General features: G+C 72.6%; 11 protein-coding genes. 2 read left to right on the top strand and 9 right to left on the bottom strand.

Going from position 1 to position 16,199, the window contains the following annotated elements:
• The first annotated feature begins 41 nt into the window (after window positions 1–41).
• The gene (locus PV419_RS46225) at window positions 42–2,372 is read left to right on the top strand and encodes a CDP-glycerol glycerophosphotransferase family protein (protein ID WP_319699455.1); all 2,331 of its coding nucleotides are present in this window, start codon (window positions 42–44) and stop codon (window positions 2,370–2,372) included.
• A gap of 88 nt (window positions 2,373–2,460) precedes the next feature.
• The gene (locus PV419_RS46220; RefSeq protein WP_319699453.1) at window positions 2,461–4,497 is read left to right on the top strand and encodes a glycosyltransferase family 2 protein; all 2,037 of its coding nucleotides are present in this window, start codon (window positions 2,461–2,463) and stop codon (window positions 4,495–4,497) included.
• On the opposite strand, the gene PV419_RS46215 is transcribed toward PV419_RS46220, so the two are convergent.
• The 9 genes from PV419_RS46215 to PV419_RS46175 form a co-directional block, all read right to left on the bottom strand.
• Window positions 4,445–5,095, bottom strand: a complete 651-nt coding sequence (locus PV419_RS46215) for a hypothetical protein (protein WP_319699451.1) — start codon at window positions 5,093–5,095, stop codon at window positions 4,445–4,447. The genes PV419_RS46220 and PV419_RS46215 overlap by 53 nt on opposite strands.
• Window positions 5,096–5,234: 139 nt before the next feature.
• A complete protein-coding gene (locus PV419_RS46210) occupies window positions 5,235–6,266 on the bottom strand; it encodes an FkbM family methyltransferase (RefSeq protein ID WP_319699449.1) in 1,032 nt (343 codons plus the stop codon).
• On the bottom strand, window positions 6,239–8,158 hold the full coding sequence (locus PV419_RS46205) for a stealth family protein (protein ID WP_319699447.1): 1,920 nt from the start codon (window positions 8,156–8,158) through the stop codon (window positions 6,239–6,241). The genes PV419_RS46210 and PV419_RS46205 overlap by 28 nt, the downstream gene beginning before the upstream one ends.
• Window positions 8,159–8,283: 125 nt before the next feature.
• Entirely contained in the window at window positions 8,284–10,560 is a 2,277-nt protein-coding gene (locus tag PV419_RS46200) for a bifunctional glycosyltransferase family 2 protein/CDP-glycerol:glycerophosphate glycerophosphotransferase (protein ID WP_319699446.1), read from the bottom strand.
• A gap of 180 nt (window positions 10,561–10,740) precedes the next feature.
• The gene (locus tag PV419_RS46195) at window positions 10,741–11,937 is read right to left on the bottom strand and encodes a hypothetical protein (RefSeq protein WP_319699444.1); all 1,197 of its coding nucleotides are present in this window, start codon (window positions 11,935–11,937) and stop codon (window positions 10,741–10,743) included.
• A gap of 97 nt (window positions 11,938–12,034) precedes the next feature.
• Window positions 12,035–13,105 (bottom strand): hypothetical protein, encoded by a 1,071-nt coding sequence (locus PV419_RS46190; protein WP_319699443.1) that lies wholly within the window; start codon window positions 13,103–13,105, stop codon window positions 12,035–12,037.
• Complete coding sequence (locus PV419_RS46185; RefSeq protein ID WP_319699441.1) at window positions 13,102–13,749, bottom strand: sigma-70 family RNA polymerase sigma factor; 648 nt, start codon at window positions 13,747–13,749, stop codon at window positions 13,102–13,104. The genes PV419_RS46190 and PV419_RS46185 overlap by 4 nt, the downstream gene beginning before the upstream one ends.
• A 188-nt stretch (window positions 13,750–13,937) precedes the next feature.
• Complete coding sequence (locus tag PV419_RS46180; protein WP_319699439.1) at window positions 13,938–14,819, bottom strand: carbohydrate ABC transporter permease; 882 nt, start codon at window positions 14,817–14,819, stop codon at window positions 13,938–13,940.
• Window positions 14,816–16,177 (bottom strand): sugar ABC transporter permease, encoded by a 1,362-nt coding sequence (locus PV419_RS46175; RefSeq protein ID WP_319699438.1) that lies wholly within the window; start codon window positions 16,175–16,177, stop codon window positions 14,816–14,818. The genes PV419_RS46180 and PV419_RS46175 overlap by 4 nt, the downstream gene beginning before the upstream one ends.
• Window positions 16,178–16,199 lie beyond the last annotated feature (22 nt).

Raw genomic sequence — 16,199 nt, 5'->3', positions numbered from 1 at the left:
GCAGACGGTGAGCGCTGTTCTCTCCTGTCCGGAGGTGTTCCATGCCCCGATTCAGCATCGTCATCGCCGCTTATCGAGTGCAGGGTTTTCTGAGCAGCTGCCTGGACTCGGTGCTGACCCAGTCGTTCGATGACATCGAGGTGGTCGCGGTCGACGACTGCTCTCCGGACCACTGCGGCACGATCGTCGAGGAGTGCGCGGCGCGGGACAGCCGGGTCGTCCCCGTCCACCAGCCGGTGAACTCCGGGCCCGGCCACGCCCGCAACGCCGGAGTCGACCGGGCCACCGGCGACTATCTGCTCTTCCTGGACGGCGACGACACCCTCGCCCCCGGCACCCTGCGGGGCCTCGCCGACCGGCTGGCCCTCTGCGAGGACCCGGACATCCTCTACTTCAACCACGTCCGCACGTACTGGTGGGACCGCGCGGAACCCAGCCTCTTCGGCGGGCTGCTGGCCTCGGCCGGGACCGATGTCTTCTCCGTCCTGGAGCGCCCGGAATTCCTGCGGATATTCGCGATGTCGTCCAATCGCGTGTACAACCGCGCCTTCTACACCCGCCACGGCTTCGCGTTCAGCGAGGGCATCTACGAGGACGCCCTGCTCTCGTACAAGACGATGCTGCTGGCCGACCGCATAGCCTGCGTGGACCTGGTCGGCCTGGAGTACCGCCAGCGGCGCGTCGGCGCCAGCACCGGCAGCCCCGGCGAGAAACACTTCGCCATCTTCGAGCAGTACACGCGCCTCTTCGCGTTCCTCGACGGCCAGCCGCAGCTCGAACCGCTGCGCCCGATGCTCTTCGAACGGGCCGTCTCGCACTTCCTGTTCTGCCTGGGCCGCCGCTCCCGGGTAGCGGCGGAGGACCGGCCGCGCTTCTTCGAGCGGGCCGCCACGTGGTACAGCGGCCATGTACCCGACGGATTCACCCCGCCCGCCGACGCCCAGTGGCGCTTCGAGGCGCTGGCGCGCGGCTCCTTCGTCCGCTACCGGGAGCACGAGCTGTCGCAGCGGGCGGTGGCCGGGGCCCGCAAGCTCAAGCGGATGACCCGGCGGCCCCTGGCCGCACGGGCCAAGCGGAGCCTGTACCGGGTCCACCGGCGGCGGCCGGTCGACCCGAACCTGGCCGTGTACTCCGCGTACTGGGGCCGTGGAGTGCTGTGCAACCCGGGGGCGATCTACTACCAGGCCAAGGAGCTGGCCCCGCAGGTGCACGGCCTGTGGGTGGTGCGCAAGGGGGCGGTCGACTCGCTCCCGGAAGGCGTCGACTACGTCATCTCGGGCACCCGGGACTTCTATTGGGCGATGGCCCGCGCCAAGTACTTCATCAACAACGTCAATTTCCCCAATGACGTGGTCAAGCGGCCCGGAACCGTGCATCTGCAGACCTTCCACGGCACGCCGCTCAAGTGCATGGGTCTCGACCAGCAGCGCTATCCCGCCGCGGCGTCGGGGATGAGCTTCGGCAATCTCCTCAAGCGCGTCGACCGCTGGGACTACGCGCTCTCCTCCAACCGGCATTCGAGCGAGGTGTGGGAGCGCGTCTACCCCGCCTCGTACCGCCTGCTGGAGTACGGATATCCGCGCAACGACGTCTTCTTCTCGGCCACCGCCGAGGACGTCCGGCGCATCCGCGAAGAGCTGGAGATCCCCGACGGGGCCCTCGCGGTCCTCTACACCCCCACGATCCGCGACTACCAGAAGGGCTTCACGCCCCGTCTGGACCTCGAGCGCGTCAGCCGTGCCCTGGGCCCGGACGCGGTGCTGCTGGTGCGGGCCCACTACTCGTATCAGCCGCCGGCCGGGCTGCGGCAGCTCCAGAAGGCGGGGCTGGTCGTCGACGTCTCACGCCACCCGTCGGTGGAGCAGCTCTGCCTGGCCGCCGACGTGCTGATCACGGACTACTCGTCGATCATGTTCGACTACGCCAACCTGGACCGGCCCATCGTCGTCTACGCGGACGACTGGGACATCTACCAGGCCACCCGCGGCGTCTACTTCGACCTGCTCTCGGGGCGGCCGGGCGACACGCCGGGGCCCGTGGCCCGTACGGAGGACGAGCTGATCGCCGTCTTCCGCGAAGGCCGCTGGAGCGACGACGAGGCGACCGCGCTGCGCGCCGCCTTCCGGGCCCGCTTCTGCCGGTTCGACGACGGCCACGCGGCTGAGCGGGTGGTACGGACCCTCATGCTGGGCGAGGACGCAGCCGAGGCCACCGATGCCGCCGACGCCGCACAGCCGCCGCGACCGCCGGTGCCCCAGCGCGATGACTTCCCCGTCAAACGAGGCCTGATCACCGGCGTGCCGCCGCACGCGGCGCGGCCCACGCCGCTGGCTCCCGACCACAACGATCCCGCCGCTGACCCCACCGCTTGACCCCACCGCTTGATCCCGCCGCTTGATCCCGCCGCGTCAACGCCGGAACCAGCGAACCGACCGGCAGACCCCGGAGACCGGAGCCCCCATGCCCTCTGCGCCCCCTCCCCGCGTCAGCGTGATCGTCCCGGCCTACAACGCCATGCCGGAGCTGACCCGCGCCATCACCTCCGCGCTGGACCAGACGCTCGGCCTGGACCGGATGGAGATCATCGCGGTGAACGACGGCTCGACCGACGGCACCGGCGCGGAGCTGGAGCGCCTCGCCCAGGGGCGCTCCGCGCTCCGCGTCGTCCACCAGGAGAACTCCGGATGCGCGGGCGGCCCGCGCAACACCGGCCTGGACCTCGCGCGCGGCGACTTCGTCTTCTTCCTCGACTCCGACGACTACCTGGGGCCGGACGCGCTGCGCCGCATGGTCGCCATGGCCGACGAAAACGGCACCGACGTCGTCCTGGGCAAGATCGCCTCGGTCGGCGGGCGCGCCGTCCCCCGGGCCGTCTTCAGTCACAACCAGCCCCGCACCGACGTCTTCTCCTCGGTCGCCTATCTGACCCTGGGCCCGTGGAAGCTGTTCCGCCGCTCCCTCGTCGAACGGCTGCGGCTGCGCTTTCCGCTCTACCGCAACTGCGAGGACAAGCCGTTCACCGTGGCCGCCTACCTCAACGCCTCCGGTATCTCCGTGGTCGCCGACTACGACTGTTACTACGTCCGTTACCGCGAGGACCGCAGCAACCTCACCCTCACCGCCGGCGACCTCGTCCACCGCATGGACGGCATCGGGCTGTGCTTCGAGACCGTGGCCCGCTATCTCGAACCCGGCCCGCGCCGCGACCGCGTCATGCGCCGCCATGTCGCATGGGAGCTGTGCGGCCCGCTGCGCGGCCTGCTGCCCCGCGAGAGCGAGCGGGACGCGCGCGAGCGCTTCTATCCCCGGTTCCGGCACTGGGCGCGGACCTGGGCGAGCGACGCGATCTGCCGGCAGCTCGACGCGCCCGACCGGCTTCTGATCCATCTGCTGCGCGCCGACCGCTTCGAGGATGTGCTGACGGTCGCGCGGAACGCCAAGGAGGACGCGGGGCGTGGCCATGTCATCGACAAGGGCCGCGTCTACTGGGCGCACCCCTTCTTCCGTGACCCGGCCGCCGCCGTCCCCGACGACTGCTTCGACGTCACCGACCGACTGCCGGTCCACCACCGCCTCGACGCGGCGCGATGGCACGGCGGCGATGGCGGCGGGGTGCTCCGGCTGACCGGCCATGCCTATGTCGAGCATGTCGCCGCCCTCCAGCCGGGCACCGAAGTGGTCCTGCGCAAATACCAGTCCGACCGCCCGGAGGTCCGGGTGCCCACCACCCCCCGCACCGCCGCCGGCCTGCCCGGCGACGGTGCGTACGAGGACGCGGGCTTCACCGCCGACATCGACCCGGCCACCGCCGACGGCGGGGCACCGCTGGAGCGCGGCCTGTGGAACGTCTACCTGGACGTGCGGGCGCAGGACGTCAGCCGGACCGTACGGTTCGGCGGCACCCGCGAGGGCGACGAGGCCACCCACCCGAAGCCGCGGAGCGTCACGGTGGGTCCCGGCGGGCGGACCACCGTCGTCACGCCGTACTTCACCCCGTACGGCAACTTCTCCCTCGACGTCGGCCAGGTCGCTCACCACCTCGACCCCCCGTGCCAGGTCACCGAGGCGTCCTGGCACGGGAGCGGGAGTGGCGTCCTGGTCGTCAGCGGGCGGCTGACCCGCGAGGGGGCGGGGGAGAACGGCGGGAGGCTGCTGTTGCGCGCGGAGAACGGGAGCGGCGGGGTGCGCGAGACGCCGGTGCGGTACGGCGAGCCGTCAGGCGCCTTCACGGTCCGGCTGCCCATCAGAAGGCTGTCACGGGGCCTGTGGACGCTGAGCTTGGTGATGACGGGCGACGAGGACGGCCCCGAGCCGTGCCGCGCCACAGCCGTGCCCCGCTTCGGCCGGCTGGCCGGGACCCGTTGGTTCCGCTTCGGCCGCCCGTACTACGCCAAGCCGCTGTCCTGGGGGCCGGCCATGGCGCTCGCCTTCGAGGTGGCGCCGGTCAAGGTCGCCACGGGCGTGCGGCGGCGACTGCGCCGCCGCCCTCTTTTCTGACCCGGGACGGGCGGGACAGGTGAATCGCCAGGGCCAGGTAAGGGGCCAGCGCCAGCAGGGTGAGCAGGCAGGCCCCGGTGGCGGCCGTGAGCCCCGCCACCACCCACCGGGCGTCGCCGGTGGCCAGCGTTCCGGTGAGGCCGAGCAGGGCGGTCAGCTCGTACCCGAGCATCCGCTGTCCCGGCCATGCGATGAGCTCCCGCGGGGGTTGGGACGCGATTGGGAAGCGGCGCCGCCGACGGATCATCGTGCGCATCGCCGAGTGCACCGCCTGGCCGCCCAGCAGACACATGACCAGCGTGATCGCGGCGGTCAGGCCGGTGTGGCCCGCCAGGTCCAGCCGCGCGAGCAGCATCAGCAGCGCGACGCAGCGCAGTTCGAAGCGGAGGGTCTCGCCGACGTGCAGCCGGCTCAGCCGGTCCAACAGCCCGGGCTCGGTGCGGTGCAGAGACAGCTCGCACCCCGCGCCGAGCAGCCCGGCGGCGGCGAACGCCCAGCCGGCGCCGTACAGGGCGGCGAAGGGTATTGCCGCGAGGCAGCCGGTCATCACGAGGAAGGCCGCGAAGCCGAGGGTGCTGCGTATGCCGAGGCGCTCCATGATGCTGTGCCCTTCGCTGTGGATCAGTCGTACTGGCTGATCACTTTAGGCGAATGTCATGTTCTATACCTTTTATGTCCCTCTAGAGGGGTATGACGCTGCGGCATCGGGCTGCGGCATCGGTGCGACAGCACCGGCGTTACGGCCCCGACCCCCGGCGGGCCAGGGCCACCAGACTCGCCAGGCCCGCCCGGAGCCTGCGGGAGGCGTACCGCCGGTAGGCGGCCGGCCCGCGGGAGGGGCGGCGGCGCGGCGGCGGGTACGGGGCGTTCCAGCCGCCGGGGAAGGGTGAGCCGGCGGGCGTGAGGAGGTTCGTCGTCTCGTCGCACGCCAGGATCGCGATCAGCCACCGCCGTACGGCCCGGTGGAAGCCCGGGGTCAGTGGTTCCGGGGCGAGCAGCCAGTCGCGGGCCTGGCCGCTGACCGCGCGCAGGTAGCGGCGTTCGTCGTAGCGGAGCCAGGGCGCCTCGGGGGTGATGGGGTGCAGGCCGTACCCCCGCGCGACCAGCGGGGCCAGCGCCCGGCGCAGCGCGTCGTGGTCGGCGCTGGGCAGCAGCTCGCAGACGATCCAGGGGCGGTGGCGGTCGACGGTGCGCAGCGCGCCCTCCAGGACGGCCGCCTCGAAGGTCTCCACATCGATCTTGACGAGGTACGGGGCGGCGCCCCGCTCCGCCGTGAAGGCGTCGACCGTGGTGACCGGGACCCGCACCGAGCTGCTGTGCCTGCGGTGCGCGCTGTTCAGCGAGTTCGAGGACTCCGTCTTCTCGGACAGATACAGCTCGGCGGTCCCGGGCGCCGAGGAGACCGCGGACTCCACCACCTCGTACGACAGCCGGTTGCACTCGCGGATACGGCGGCACAGCCCGGCGGTGTCCGGCGTCGGCTCGAACGCGTACGTCCGCAGCCTGCCGCGCCCGTAGATCGCGCTGATCAGCGCCGAGTACAGCCCGATGTGCGCGCCGATGTCGTACACCGCGCTGCCCGCCGGCGCCCGCTGGGCCAGGGCCAGCAGCGTGGCCTGCGTGGTCGGCTCGTACCCGGCGAGCCCGGCCCGGCGCAACTGCCGCTGCACCGCCGTCTGTTTGCGGCTGAGCATGTTCAGCGCCCGCGGATAGGGGCCCTCGGCGGCGATGACGTCCGGATTCAGCGGGAGGGTGATGGCGAGGGGCATGGCTGACGGACCTCCTGACGGGCGATGGCCCGCTCCAGCGGGCTGGGGACCGGGAAGTAGGCGTCGAGGAAGGGGCGGAGCAGCGCCAGCTGGTCCGCGAGATCCCGCTCGCACGAGACCGTGTCGTTGAGGCAGAACGCCTGGCATTGCCGGGACCGCAGCAGCCGGGCCAGCCGGGCCGGGATACCGGGCCGGGCCAGGTCGAAGTAGTCGTAGCGCAGCGGCGCGGGGACGGCCCGGCCGGTCAGGAAGGCGTAGTAGTGGTGGAGCGCGGAGGGCAGGGAGATGTCCGAGGCGCTGCGCACCCGGCTGGCCATGGTGGCGCGGTACGGGCCGGGGAACTCGCGCTCGATCTCGGCGAGGACGCTTCTGCGCAGCGCGTGCGGCGTGTGCTTCAGCTTCTGGGTCACCGTCGCCCCGAACCGCCCCTCCAGCAGCGCCCGGTTGTTCTTCCCGGCCGCCGAGACCGGGACGTCGCCGGGGTGGGCCGGGCCGAGCGGGATCAGCGCGCGGGAGAGGAAGAACTTCGTCACGCCACTGGCCAGGAAGAAGTCCTGCGGGGTCACCGGCGAGCCGAGGAACACGTCGTCGTTGAAGTACAGGAAGTGCTCGGCCAGCCCGTCGATGTGGTGCAGCCGGGTCTCGATGGCCTGGGAGTTGAAGGTGGGCAGGACCCGTGGGTCGTCGAAGATGTCGCGGTGGTCGACGACGGTGATCCCGGGGTGCGAGCTCACCAGCCACGGCGGCACCTGGTCGTCGGTCACCAGGTAGATGTGGCGCACCCAGGGGGCGTACATGTGCAGGGAGCGCAGGGAGTAGCGCAGCTCGTCCCGGTTGGCGTAGCGGGCCTCGTTGGCCGCCTGCTCGTGGTAGGGCCCGGCCGCGTCGTCGGCGTCGGGCGTCCACTCGGCGCGGCGCCTGCGCCACGCGGGGTCGGCGCCGTCGACCCAGGTGTAGACGACGTCGATGGGGAAGCGGACCTCGTCGGGCAGGCGGGGGGTGAACTCGGGGCGGGTGCGCACCAGCGGCCCGGCCTGCCAGCCCTCGGCCGGGGCCAGCCGGGTGAACAGGTGGCCCGGGGCGTGCACGGCCGCGCAGGCGGCGGGCACGAAGGCGGTGGTGCGGTTGGGGCGCGGGGCGAGCAGCAGGTCCCCGCCCGCGCCCTCGTCCCCGACACCAACCGCGCCCTCGCCCCCGACCCCCTCATCGGCTGTGCCCCGCCGCCAGAACTCGATGTCGCAGCCGTGCGCCACGCCGAGCACCAGGCCGGCGCCGGCGCCCGCGCCGGGGCTCGCGCAGAAGCGGGTGAAGCGGACGACGGGGGCGGCGGACAGCCGCCGCCAGGCGCGGGCGGTCCGGCCGGGCCGCGGCACGGTCCCGGGGCGCTTGCCGCGCGTGGGCAGCGACACATAGCCCGCCTCCCGGGCGCACAGCTCGGTGAGCGCCGCGACCACCCGGGGCCGCTCCTCGGCGGGCACCCCGACGGCCGAGGAGACATTGCCGTACGCGCGGACCACGAAGTGGTCGATCCCCGCCTGCTCCAGCGCCTCGCACACCAGCCGCAGATTCTCGGCGCGCGCGTGCAGCGGGGTGGGCACGGTGGTGACCTGGGCGACCCGCGGGCCGTGCCGGTCGGCGACCACGATCCGGTCCGGCGCGGCCAGCAGCCCCGCCCGGCGCAGCCGTCGCCGCCCCCACCGCGCCCGCAGCGTGCCGGACGCCGCCGAGAGGCGGCCCAGGCCCCGCATGGCCGCCCGGCGCAGCCCGGCGCCGGTCACCGCGACGACGGCGCGGCGGATATGGAGCGGGACGCGGCGCCGGTAGCGGCGCACCACGGGCGGGACGTCGGCGTGCCAGGGCAGGTGAGGGGCGGGCGGTGCGGTACGGGGCATCCTTAAGTCCTGGTTCTCGCGTCGGCCCTGGTTCTTGCGTCAGGGAAGGCGGTGAGCGCGGTGAGGGCGGCGGGGGTGGTGAGGGCGCCGGGGGCGGCGGACACGGCCTGGGGCGGCCGGACGGGTCACGAGGGCACCTGGGCCGAGGCCTCGGCCGGTGCCGGTGCCGGTGCCGGGCGGCACGCGGCCGGGGCGGGGCGGCGGTCGGCGAGCGGGACGACGGGCGGCAGGGCCTCGGAGGCCGCGCCGAGGAAGATCCGCCGTACCACGCGCTCGGCGGCCCGCCCGTCGTCGTGCGGGCAAAAGCGCGCCCTGAAGGCGGCGCGCGGCGCGTCGTAGCGGGGGTCGCACCAGGCGGAGGTGGCGAAGACGTCGATCAGCTCGCCCTCGGAGCGGGAGACCGGGCCGGGCGGGGCGGCGGTGATGTCGAAGTAGGTGCCGCGGGCGGCGCGGTAGACGTCCCAGTCGTCGGCGTGGATGACGATCGGGCGGTCGAGGTTGGCGTAGTCGAACATGATCGACGAATAGTCGGTGAGCAGCGCGTCGGCGGCCAGGCACAGCTCCTCGACGCTGGCGTGCCCCGAGACGTCGATGACCCGCCCGCTGCCCGCCTCGTCCGGGCCGTGCGCCCCGTGAAAAGGTTCGCGCGCCCCGTAGAAGTAGTGCGGCCGCACCAGGAAGGTGAAGCCGGGGCCCAGCGCGCGGGCCACCCGCTCCAGGTCCAGGCGCGGCAGATAGCCGCGCTGGTAGTCGCGGTGCGTGGGCGCGTACAGCACGGCCGTGGTGCCCTCAGGGACGCCGAGCCGCTCCCGCAGCCGCGCCACGTCCTTGGGGGTGGCGCGGTGGAAGACGTCGTTGCGCGGGAAGCCGTACTCGAGCGTGGCGTAGCCGGAGGGGTAGACCCGCTCCCACACCAGGGTGGAGTGACGGTTGGCGGAGAGGCTGTAGTCCCAGCGGTCCACCCGCTCCAGCAGCTCGTTGAAGTCAATGGAGCGGGCCGCGGCCGGGCGGTCGAGCAGATCCAGGCCCATGTGCTTGAGCGGGGTGCCGTGGTGCGTCTGGAGGTGGATCTGCCCGGGCCGCTTGCGCAGCCGGGGCGTGAAGTTGACGTTGTTGACCAGATACGCGGCGCGCGCGAGCGCGGTCCAGTACGCGGGCGAGCCGGGGTGCAGGCGGCGCACGCCGGGCGGCAGGGTGTGCGCGTACTCGCGCGTGGTGACCCAGGCGGTGCGGATATGCGGCGCGATCTCGCGGACCTTCGCCTCGATCGCCGCCGGATTGCAGGCGTAGCCCTTGTGCCAGTACGCCGCGAACACCGCGAGCCTGCGGTCGAGCGGGCGCAGCCGCTGCAGCCGGTAGTGCGCCCGCAGCGCCACCGAGCGCAGCCGTACGTACGCGGCCGCCCCCAGCTCCCCCGCCCGCCGCCGCAACCGGTCGGCGCCGCGCAGGAACTGGAACACCCGGCGGGCCCCGATCCGCAGCAGCAGCCCCCGCCACCAGGCGCGCCCCGGCGGGCTGGTCGCGCCGCCGGGCCGGTACCGCCGGTGGTGCGCCCCGGCCCGGCGGAAGAACTCGGCACGCGCCCCGCGCGGCAGCCGCCCGGGCGCGGTGAACACCGCGGCGAGGTGGTCGAGCATCCGCTGGAACAGCGCGGGCCGCCAGTGCGCCAGGTCCGGACGGCTGTCCAGAAACCGGAAGACCCGGTCGTACTGGTCGAAGACGTCCAGGTGGCGGCGGCTCGGGGTGCGCAGGATGCCGCCGCGCCGCCGCTGCCGGTAGTGCACACACACCCGGTCCAGCACGGCGAGCGAACGGGCGGTCAGCAGCACGGGGTAGGTCCAGGGCGTGTCCTCGTAGTACCCCGGCGGGAAGGTGAACCCCTCCCGCTCCAGGAAGTCCCGCCGGTACGCCTTGTTCCACGCCACCATCAGCAGCCGCAGCAACTCGGGCCGGTCATCCAGCCGAAACGCCTCGGGCCCGCTCTGGCGCAGCAGCTCGGCCCGTACGTTCCGCACCGCCCGCCCCGTCCAGTACACCCGCGCGTAGTCGAACAGCAGCACCTCCGGCTCATCCGCCGCCGCCAACCGCTCGGCGACGGCCCGCAGCGCCCCGGGCGCGAGCGTGTCGTCCCCGTCGAGAAACAGCACGTAGTCCCCGGTGGCCTGCCCCATCCCGGCGTTACGGGCCGGCCCGAGCCCCACGTTGTCGCTCAGATGCACGGGCCGCACCCGCGGATCCCGCGCCGCGGCGTCGTCGATGATCGACCCGCAGGCGTCGGGCGAGCGGTCGTCGACCGCGATCAGCTCGAAGTCGGTGAAGTCCTGCGCGAGCACCGAGCGCAGGCAGTCATGGAGGTAGGGCTGGACCTGGTACGCGGGCACGATGACGCTGAACCGGGGCAAATCGCATCCCATCGGTTGAGGCGGTGCGGATGTGGTTTATCAGCATCATCGGAACGTACGCACAATGCGGGGCGACGCGTGCCGGGGAGGCGGGGAAAGCAACCCGTTCGGCGCAGGGCCGCGGCCCGGGGGGCCGGGGACCCCGCCACCCGGGCCGCGCGCCGCGACCCGCCGGCCGGCTCAGCCGGTGGTCAGGACCATGGCCCGGGGCGTGGGGCTTTCGGCGGTCGCGATGCTGCCCGCGACGGTGATCCCCTGCTTGGAGACGACGACCCCCGACGGCGTGCGTTCGGTGCCGGAGGCGGTCGGCAGCGCGAGGTTGCGCCAGCCGTAACCGGTCCACCGCATGCCGTAGGCGTCGCTCTCCGAAAGGACGTCGGCCGCGGCCGATCCCACGGCGACCGGGCCGCCGGGGGCCGCGGTCACCGAGCGCATCGTGCCCGCTTCGGCCGGGGTGGCGACCTGCTTCCACGCGTGGCCGTCCCAGTGCGCGAGCAGCGCGTGGCCCCGGTCGTCCTCGTCGAGCACCGCCCGGCCGGCCGCCCACACGTCGTTCGGGCCGTAGGCCGCGACGCTGTTGAACTCGCCGTTGATCCCCTTGTAGGAGGGGGTCGGCGTCTGTTTCCAGGACCGACCGTCGTAGTGCAGCAGGATCGGCTGGTCGTCGATCATGTCGGTGCCCACGGCCCACACGTCGTCGGGGGCGATCGCGGTCACCGCGTTCAGAACCCAGGACTGCGCGACGTCCGGCAGCGGCATGATGGTCCAGGACGTCCCGTCCCAGTGCTCGGCCAGGCCCTGGAAGGGGGAGTCGTTCGAACCCGGCTCCTGGAGCAGCTGGACCCAGCCGACCGCCCATACGTCGTCGGCCGACCGCCCCGACACGCCGAGCAGCCCGCCCCCGTCCAATTCGGTGTTCTCCGGCGCCGGTGCGGTGACGGCTTCCCAGGACGTGCCGTTCCAGTGTTCGGTGAGGATGCCGCCGAGGGCGGCACTGCCGTCGCCGACGATCCAGCCGTCCTGGGCTGACGTCGCGGTGATCGCGTTGGCCCGGCTGTTCACACGGGAGTCCAGCGGCGCCGTGGGGGTCTCGGTCCAGCCCCCGCTGCCGTCACGGGTCATCAGCAGTGGCGCCATCTTGCTCACCCTGCCCTCGTACGTGACGCGCACTCCGGCCGCCCAGGTGGTGTGGGAGTTCGGTCGGGCGACACCGAGCAGGCTGCTCTCGCCGTCCGCGAGCGTCTGCTGCCAGTCGGAGGCGGCCAGGGGCCGCTCGGCGGCGGACCCCGCGGCCGGGGCCGCGGCGGCGGGGACCGCCGCGCCCGCGGTGAGCAGCGCGGTGGTGAGTAGGGCGGTCAGCAATCGGGTGGGGGACACGACTGATCGGTCTCCTTGTGTGTGAGATGTGTTGTGGACGGGCCACGACTGCGGCCCGGGAGTGACGGCGCGGGTGGTGCCGGGGGAGGAGGGTCCGTCACCAGGCGTCGGTGGTCGCGGGGGCGATCGTGCGGAAGGTCGTCCGTTCGATGACGTCGCCCGGGTGGAGGGCGGGCCGGCCGGCGAGCCCGTCGAACCCCCAGGGGACCCCGCCGGTCACGGAATCCGGCCGCGGGGTGGAACTCGCCGGGACGGCGGGCAGCTCCCGCGCGGCGATGACCACGGTCTCCAGCAGCCGCCCGTCGGACGGATCGATGATGTAGCGGATGACGACTTTGCCCTCACCGCGCTCCACGGCCCTCCCCGTCCGTCCCGCGCTGTCGGCCGCCTTCTCGCGCAGCAGGCGGATGCCGGGCAGCCGCGCGGCCACCTGGTACAGCGCCGCGCGCAGCTTGGGCGAGGCCGGCGAGGTGAGGAGGTCGCCGACGATGGCGTACAGCTCATCGGCGGGCTCCTCGACGGGGTTGTGATAGGACCTCAGCAGCTTGTCCAGCGCCGCCGGGTCGGTGGGCAGCGCGTTGACCTCGTCCCAGGTGAGGCTGCGGGTGCCGACCGGGAAGAGCCCCGGGCCCGCCGACGGCCTGTCGCGCCGCTGGTCCGCCCTCTTCACCCGGAGGTGCGACAGGCGACCGGCGTGGTGCGCCAGCAGGGCCTGCTTCTCGGTGCGGGAACCGTCAGCGGTGGTGCGGTCGACGACGATCTTCCAGTAGGGGGCGTCGTTCCAGTCGGCCCGCTTCGCCGACTGAGCCTCGGCGACCTCACTCAGGAAGTCGTGCGCTGTACCGGCGGCGACCGTCGTAGTGGGGCGGCGCGCCGGATCGCGGCCGTCGACCGCGACGAGCGTCACCGCCGCGGCCACGGCGGCGGCCGCCACCGTGAGCAGCGTCCGCGAGGCCGTCCGGCGCCCGAACCATCCGGTCCCGGTGAACCGTGCGGATCGCGCGAAAGCGCGTACTCCGCCCTCTTCCGCGCGCTCGGCCTCGCGGATCGCCGCGCGCACCGCTTCGCGCGTGGCGTCCAGTACTTCCGGCCGCGGGGGCGGCACCCGGCCGGCGGTCACCAGCCGGTCCATGCCGGGCATGTCGTCGTGGGCATGGGGATCGTTCATGCGCATGCTCCGGGGCTGGTGACGGGGGTGGAGTCGGCGAGCGGATGTGACGGGTCGGCCGGGAGCGGGTGGGCCCGGCCATGGCCAGGCCCACCGGAGCGGCCGCCATCGAGCAGCTGCCGCATCCGGGCCCGCGCCCGGTGCAGCCGCGAGCGGGCGGTCCCCGCCGGGATCCCGGCGACCCGGGCGGCCTCGGCGGGGGTGAGCTGCTCCCAGGCGGTCAGCAGTAGCAGTTCCCGCTCCGGCTCGGGCAGCTCACGCAGGGCGGTGAGCATCGCGGGAAGCAGCGCGGCGGCGTCCAGGCGCGCGTCCGTCGCCTCCCACGCGCCGTCGCCCCGGTCCCCGCCGTCCACCGTGGCGTATTCGGCGGCGGCCGACGCCCTGGACGCCTCCCGCCGCCAGTGGGCCAGCACATGGTTGCGGGCGATGCCGAACAGCCAGCCCCGCACCGACCCGAGCCCCGGGTCGTACCCGGCCCGCTGCGCGAAGGCCGCCAGCCACACCTCTGCCAGCAGATCCTCGGCAGCCCGGCCGCACCGCCGCACCAGATAGGCGTGGAGGGCGACCGAGTGACGGTCCACCAACGGCTCGAACGCCGCGGGATTGCGTTTCGAGCGGGTCAGCAACGCCTCGTCGCAGTCCACGTACGCTCCTTGTCCGGGCCCTCTCGCGGGGCAGTCGGGGCTCTCAATGAACTCTTGTCGCGAGAGCCTCAACCGTTCGCACAAACGCCGCGGTGCCCGCCGGGCGGGGCGGCGATCGGCTGTTCGCTCGATCGCCGTCCGCCCGACGGGCACCGGTCGTCCGGGTACGGCCCTGTACGGGCCGGGGGTTACTTCACCGCGCCTGCCATCACCCCGGCGACGAACTGCCGCTGGAAGGCGAAGAAGACGGCCAGCGGGATCACCATCGAGATGAAGGCGCCCGGGCCCAGGATGTCGATGTTGTTGCCGAACTGCCGCACCTGCTGCTGCAGCGCCACCGTGATGGGTGGGTTGCCGCTGTCCGCGAAGATCAGCGCGACCAGCATGTCGTTCCACACCCACAGGAACTGGAAGATGCCGAGCGAGGCGATGGCCGGCCCGCCCAGCGGCATGACGACCCGTACGAACAGCCGCAGCTCGCCCGCCCCGTCCAGCCGCGCCGCCTCCAGCAGCTCGCGCGGGATCTCCGCGAAGAAGTTCCGCAGCAGGAAGATCGCGAAGGGCAGGCCGAAGGCGGTGTGGAAGAGCACCACGCCCGTCGTCGTCTGGAAGACGCCGATCTCGCCGAAGAGCTTGGCGACCGGGATCAGCGCGACCTGCACGGGGACGACGAGGAGGCCGACGACGACCAGGAACCACCAGTCGCGGCCGGGGAAGTCCATCCAGGCGAAGGCGTAGCCCGCCAGCGCGCCGAGCACCACCACCAGGACCGTGGCCGGGATGGTGATCGCGAGGGTGGTCCACAGCGAGTCGGTGATCTGCTGGTTGGACAGCAGATCGTCGTACGCGCTGAAGTTGAGCTGCCCCGGATCGGTGAAGACCTTCCACCAGCCCGAGACGGCCACCTCGGAGGGGTCGCGCAGCGAGGAGAGCAGCAGCCCGATCGTGGGCATCAGCCAGAACAGCCCGATCAGGACGAGGAAGACCTGCAGCGCCCCGCCGCCGGCCCGGGCCGCGATCCGCGCGGCAAGCGACTGCTTGGCTTGTACGACCGTGTCCGCGCTGGTCATCGGCGGCTCTCCCTTCGGATCCGGCGGATGTTGAAGTACATGACGGGCAACACGAACACCAGCAGGAACACGGCGATCGCGCTGCCGAGGCCCTGGTTGACATCGGTCCCGAAGGAGGACTGATACAGCTGGAGGGCGAGCACGTTGGCCTCGTCCTGGCTGGTCTGCGGCGCGATGATGTACACCAGGTCGAAGATCTTCAGGACGTTGATCATGAGGGTGACGAGGACCACCGAGAGCACCGGCGCCAGCAGCGGCACCGTCACCCGCCGGAAGACCTGCCACTCGCTGGCGCCGTCCATCCGCGCCGCTTCCAGCAGCTCGCGAGGAATGCCCGCGAGCCCCGCCGCGATCAGGACCATCGCGAAGCCGGCCCAGATCCATACGTACGAGCCAATGATCGCCGGGGTGACCAGCGACGGGCCGAGCCAGTCCACCCCGTTGTACGGCTGGCCGAAGTTCCAGGCGGGCAGCCGCAGCTCGGCGCCGTCCGCCTTGGCGGGCAGGGTGTACGTACCGTCGGCGCGGGACTTGGTCGTGGCGACGACCTTGCCGTCCTTGACCGCCTCGATCTTGACGTCGGCGAGCGCCTTCTCGCCCTTGTCGAGCACATTGTGTTTGCCGCGGTCGCCCCTGGTGAAGTCGAACCAGACCGTGCCGGTGACCTTCCCGGCCTCCGGCTCCGCGGCCTTCGCGTCCTGCGCGCCGCTCACGTCGTCGCGCTTGGCGGCGACCAGCGGCAGCGAGACGGGGGTCCCCGCCTTCGCCGTCGCGTCGGTGGTGAACGACCCGTTCGAGGACTCGGTCAGCCCGGCCTCGGGCCGTGGATGGGCGCCGGGGAAGGGCGGCGACTCCTCGAACGTGTCATGCACGCTCACCCAGATGGCGTTGGCGACGCCCCGGTCCGGGTCGGCCTCGTAGACCAGCCGGAAGATGATGCCCGCCGCCAGCATCGAGATCGCCATCGGCATGAAGACGACCAGTTTGAAGGCGGTGCCCCAGCGCACGCGCTCGGTGAGCACGGCGAAGATCAGGCCGAGGGCGGTGGCCACGGAGGGGGCGACGATGACCCAGACGATGTTGTTCTTGATCGCCGTCATCGTCGCGTCGTCGCTGAACATCTCGCGGTAGTTGTCCAGCCCGACGAAGCCGTCGCCCGACGCGTCGAAGAGACTGCGGTAGACGGAGAAGCCGATCGGGTAGACGACGAGCGCGCCGAGCAGCACCAGCGCGGGCAGCAGGAAGATCCCCGCCACCCACAGGCGGGTGCCCGTGATGCTTTTCTTCTTCTTGTTCTTTTCCTGGGCAGGCGCTACGCGGCCAGGTGCTGCCGCGCCGCCCGCTGTCGCGGTCGACATGATGTGGATCTCCCGGTCGCGT

The organism is Streptomyces sp. ME19-01-6 (assembly GCF_033793745.1).
GTDB lineage: Bacteria > Actinomycetota > Actinomycetes > Streptomycetales > Streptomycetaceae > Streptomyces.
This window is presented reverse-complemented; position numbering and strand designations above follow the sequence as displayed.

Excerpts from the sequence above, each read along its gene's own strand:
- PV419_RS46175 (WP_319699438.1), bottom strand. The coding sequence starts at position 16,177 with ATGTCGACCGCGACAGCGGGCGGCGCGGCAGCACCTGGCCGCGTAGCG.
- PV419_RS46190 (WP_319699443.1), bottom strand. The coding sequence starts at position 13,105 with ATGAACGATCCCCATGCCCACGACGACATGCCCGGCATGGACCGGCTG.
- PV419_RS46210 (WP_319699449.1), bottom strand. The coding sequence starts at position 6,266 with ATGCCCCTCGCCATCACCCTCCCGCTGAATCCGGACGTCATCGCCGCC.
- PV419_RS46180 (WP_319699439.1), bottom strand. The coding sequence starts at position 14,819 with ATGACCAGCGCGGACACGGTCGTACAAGCCAAGCAGTCGCTTGCCGCG.
- PV419_RS46215 (WP_319699451.1), bottom strand. The coding sequence starts at position 5,095 with ATGGAGCGCCTCGGCATACGCAGCACCCTCGGCTTCGCGGCCTTCCTC.
- PV419_RS46205 (WP_319699447.1), bottom strand. The coding sequence starts at position 8,158 with ATGCCCCGTACCGCACCGCCCGCCCCTCACCTGCCCTGGCACGCCGAC.
- PV419_RS46220 (WP_319699453.1), top strand. The coding sequence starts at position 2,461 with ATGCCCTCTGCGCCCCCTCCCCGCGTCAGCGTGATCGTCCCGGCCTAC.
- PV419_RS46225 (WP_319699455.1), top strand. The coding sequence starts at position 42 with ATGCCCCGATTCAGCATCGTCATCGCCGCTTATCGAGTGCAGGGTTTT.